Origin of the sequence: Chamaesiphon polymorphus CCALA 037 (genome assembly GCF_003003845.1) — a bacterium.
Taxonomy (GTDB): Bacteria; Cyanobacteriota; Cyanobacteriia; order Cyanobacteriales; family Chamaesiphonaceae; genus Chamaesiphon; species Chamaesiphon polymorphus.
On the sequence record NZ_PVWO01000498.1, the window covers coordinates 1 to 4,138 of the forward strand.

4 protein-coding genes and 1 pseudogene are annotated in these 4,138 nt (G+C 47.5%); 3 read left to right on the plus strand and 2 right to left on the minus strand.

Going from position 1 to position 4,138, the window contains the following annotated elements:
- Together C7B77_RS25185 and C7B77_RS25190 are read left to right on the plus strand one after the other, a co-directional pair.
- Positions 1 to 162: pseudogene (locus C7B77_RS25185) on the plus strand (phycocyanin subunit alpha); the annotation flags it as partial.
- A 318-nt stretch (positions 163 to 480) separates the two neighbouring features.
- The gene (locus tag C7B77_RS25190; protein WP_106311409.1) at positions 481 to 1,293 is read left to right on the plus strand and encodes a C-phycocyanin alpha-cysteine-84 phycocyanobilin lyase subunit CpcF; all 813 of its coding nucleotides are present in this window, start codon (positions 481 to 483) and stop codon (positions 1,291 to 1,293) included.
- A 225-nt stretch (positions 1,294 to 1,518) separates the two neighbouring features.
- Here the strand turns inward: C7B77_RS25190 and C7B77_RS25195 are convergent, their stop codons facing one another.
- Positions 1,519 to 2,046, minus strand: coding sequence for a DUF2231 domain-containing protein (locus tag C7B77_RS25195; RefSeq protein ID WP_106311412.1), 528 nt, complete (start codon positions 2,044 to 2,046; stop codon positions 1,519 to 1,521).
- 89 nt (positions 2,047 to 2,135) lie between these two features.
- The gene (locus tag C7B77_RS25200) at positions 2,136 to 2,876 is read right to left on the minus strand and encodes an LmeA family phospholipid-binding protein (protein ID WP_181244027.1); all 741 of its coding nucleotides are present in this window, start codon (positions 2,874 to 2,876) and stop codon (positions 2,136 to 2,138) included.
- A gap of 184 nt (positions 2,877 to 3,060) precedes the next feature.
- Between C7B77_RS25200 and C7B77_RS25210 the strand changes: the two genes are divergently transcribed.
- Entirely contained in the window at positions 3,061 to 4,071 is a 1,011-nt protein-coding gene (locus C7B77_RS25210) for an SDR family oxidoreductase (RefSeq protein WP_106311421.1), read from the plus strand.
- Positions 4,072 to 4,138: the final 67 nt, after the last annotated feature.

The window sequence follows — 4,138 nt, forward strand, 5'->3', positions numbered from 1 at the left end:
TACCTCCTCGGTGGTTTGGCTGAAATCAACAAAACTTTCGACTTATCCCCAAGCTGGTACATCGAAGCTCTCAAGTACGTCAAGTCCAACCACGGTTTGTCTGGCGATGCTGCTGTAGAAGCTAATTCTTACATTGACTATGCAATTAATGCCTTGAGCTAGTCTCATTTGCTGTGAGCTAGTCTGAAGCCAACCCGAAGTCATCTCCGTCCATCAGCAATTGCGTTGGTGAGGGGAAATGGCTTCGGGAATTTTTTTGTCCAGACAAGTTTCGATTACCAGAAATTAGACTGGCGATCGTTGGTAAAATGAGAATATACCCTAAAGATCTTCAACTGGTTAGCAAAACGATCGAGAAAAATAGGTGTAAAGCCTTCTCGTTCGGCAATAGGTAACGATCGATTATCAATTCTCGAACTTCTTTTTTCCTCACTGTCAGTAGGTACGGGAAATAACTAATCACCAAACCACTTCACAATTATGACCGAGCCTGACTTACTCCAACCCCTGCTGCTGGCAATCTCCGAGGCTGATTCATCGCCTCGAATGGTAGAGGCTGTCGAAAAATTGTCACAGGCACGGCTAGAAGCGGCGATACCCAACTTGATTGCTATTTTAGGTTATAACAACCCTGGTGCCGCCGTGGCGGCGGTAGAAGGGCTGATCTCGCTCGGCAAACCTGCGGTAATGCCTTTATTAGAGTTGTTGGATGGATATAATTATGGAGCTAGAGCCTGGGGACTCAGAGCACTAGCGGGAATCGGCGATCCCAAGGCTATCGATTTATTATTAGATGCAGCAGCAAATGACTTCGCCTTGAGCGTCAGACGCGCCGCTGCGAGAGGATTGGGCACCATTCATTGGGAAGAGTTAGCTCCCGAAGAAATCGCCCCCGCGCAGAGCAAAGTTATCGAAGTATTATTACAAGTATCTCAAGACCATGAGTGGGTAGTACGATATGCTGCAATTACCGGACTGCAAGAATTAGCGATCGCCAGTATTATCTCCAATCCCGATCTCACCCGTCAAATCTTGGTTCATTTCGATCGATTGGTCGAAAGTGACGACAACATAGCTGTAATTGCGCGGATCTGGCTAGCTCAAAAAGAGATTCAAGACTACATCACAGAAATCTTAAGCCAACAACCCGAACTAGAACCTCAGCTTGAGATCGATTGGCAGCAGACATTAGAAAAACTCTATGCGCGCAAGCGGCGAGAACAACCACGCCCCGAAGGAGATCCACATAAGTTTCGCGATCTCGCTGCGGCAATTGTTAAAGGCGATCTGTGAAGTACCTACCCCTTCAGGTTTAAGATCGGCCAAATCGAACTAAGTTCGATCGCCAGCGTTGGGAGTGAAAGCCAAGACGCTTGACTTCGCCTCTGCAAATTTAAGCTCGCAATGGAGTAGAGTCTACCAATTACGGTAGATTCTACTCCATTTTCCGAGCATTTCTCCTCTAATGGCTAAAGTCGAGTCTAAGAAGTTAGGTTTCGATCTCAAACATGTTTTCGATTATGCTTCTTGGCGAGGGCTAGCACCAATCACCGAAATTTTGTGCCGATAGATTAGTTCGGCTCCAAACCAGCCAGTGATGCCCAATAAAGAGGCAACGACGATCGAAATAATGATGCCTACGGGTAAGATGGCACCTTCGACGTTATCCCAGCGGATGTACCAGTTGACTAATGTCAATGCCAGCGCGGTGACATTACCAACCATGTGAATCCAGCCTGCGCTGTGCTTTTTGACGCGATCGATCCGTAAGAAGTCGAGCATTCCAGTTAGGGCTGCTACCAATCCGGAGATAAAGCCCGCGCCGATGAGCCAGATTGCCGCCCGCGCCCAGAAGTTGTCGCCAGTAAGCCAATAGCCGACATCGGCTCCGGCTGCTGCTGTGAGGAAGGCGATCGGGAATGTCACAATTAATGGGTGGAGGGGATGTTTGGCAACCGCTACGGTGCTGGGGATACCGCTATCGAGAAATTCGCGTTCGTCACTTTCGATAAATGGAGGAACGCTAGGAGTAGGAGTTTGAGTCATTTTGAGTGGATAGTGGATAGTGGATAGTGAATCGTTAGTGTTTGTCGATCGTGGTTAATTAATTCGATCGCGTATTTAAATTTCAACCTTTACATCGAGGGCACTTTTTCGATTTGACTGTTGGCATGAATTACCAATTTGCCTGCTTGAGCTTCTAATTGACGCAATTTGAGTGATATACCTGGAATGTTAAAGTTGCGTAAATCTAGTAAAGCTGCAAGTTGCTCTAAAATTACCATTACTAGTTTGAGAGTCAAACCTTGACCTTCAGCAGCCAGAATTTCTAACGAAATCCGCTCGCCATCATCATGAATTTGGGGAATAGCGGTGGCCGACATTTTTTTGATTTCATTGGACTCTCTCATCAAAAAAGTTGCTGCGATGATAAATTTATTTTGACCAGGCAGATCTAAGTTAGCTTCTTGAATATCGATCGTCACTGGTTGCCCATCTACATCCATTTTTAAACCACGTAACTTGCCTTGCATGTAGTTAGAAGCAAAAGCTCGATTGATATCGGCCTCAGTCAAAACGATGCGGGCTTCGGCATCGGTGGGTTGGGTGAGTTCGATATTGCCAAGCAGGGCACCGATCGGATCGATCGAGACGCGATCGGTATTAATTTGGATGCTGTCCATCCGCAGGTCTTGTTTGACAACTAAACCCTTGCCAGAAATCTCGATCGAATCTACTTTTCCTTGGATAAGATTGCCAGGATTGGTACGCAGATCTACATCGATTTCTTCGACGACATCTAGTTGACTGGCAATGCCGATTTCTACAACTTTACTTAATGCCTGGTTACCCAAATCGGGGCTATTCGCTCCCATATTTACTATCTCCATTTGGTTTGCAAAATGATTCGGCGACCATTTTGACGCGTAACCTTAGTAATAACAAATACGCTTATTATTTCAATCTCTCTAAAGAGATACGAGCGATCTCCCTCATGAGAGAGAAGAAACTGAGGATGGGCATTGTTAGCATACTGAAGTCTCAATAAACTCACCTGCAATGAAACTAAAACCGATCGAACAACAAGTTGTTGCTGTGGTTGGGGCTTCGAGTGGCATCGGTCGCGAAACCGCTCTTCAACTTGCCAAACGTGGAGCCAAACTAGTGGTTTCGGCTCGCAGTGAATCAGGATTGGCCTCATTAGTCAAAGAAATCGAGCAATTTGGAGCAGAGGCGATCGCCGTTCCTGCTGATGTAGCTGACTATGCCCAAGTCCAAAAGATTGCGGATGCAACTGTCGATCGCTTCGGACGGTTGGATACCTGGGTACATGCGGCTGCAACTGCGGTGATTTCGCCATTCGAGCAAGTCACTCTTGAAGAATTCAAACGCGTTATTGATGTCAATCTGATGGGGCCAGTCCATGCAGCCAAGGCAGCACTACCCTTGCTCAGGCGCACGGGAAGGGGCGCATTCGTGGCTGTATCCTCGGTAGAAGCACGTCGATCGATGCCGCTGCAAACTTCGTATTCTGCCTCCAAACACGGTCTAGAAGGCTTTCTCGATGGGCTGCGGGCAGAACTCAGACACGAAGGTGTGCCCATCAGCATTACCAACGTGATGCCCTCGGTAATCAACACTCCGTTTTATAACAAGGCGCGGACGAAACTGGGAGTCAAACCAACTGGCGTGCCACCTTACTATCAGCCCAGTCTGGTTGCTGAAGCGATTTTACATGCTGCCGAACATCCTACTCGCGACATGATTGTCGGCGACGTCGGACGGGCGGTCGATTTATTGCAAAAGTTCGCACCAGATTTAGTCGATACAGTGGTAGGCGCGATCGCGATTCCCGGACAGCGTACCGATACGATTAAAGCCACCGACGACCCCAATAATCTGTTCGAGCCGATCGAAGGTTACGATACCGTGACTGGTGATTTCTCCGACAAGATTATCCCCAGTTTCTTAGATTGGTTCGATACCCACCCAGCCGCTAAATGGAGCACCGCAGCAGGTTTGGGTGCCTTAGCTCTAATCGCAGCCAATTTGTTTAAAGACATGGAGTAGGAGTGGATGGGTGGCTATATTTAACCCTTTTACCCTCTAGCCTCTACCCTACCGCGTACAACAAATT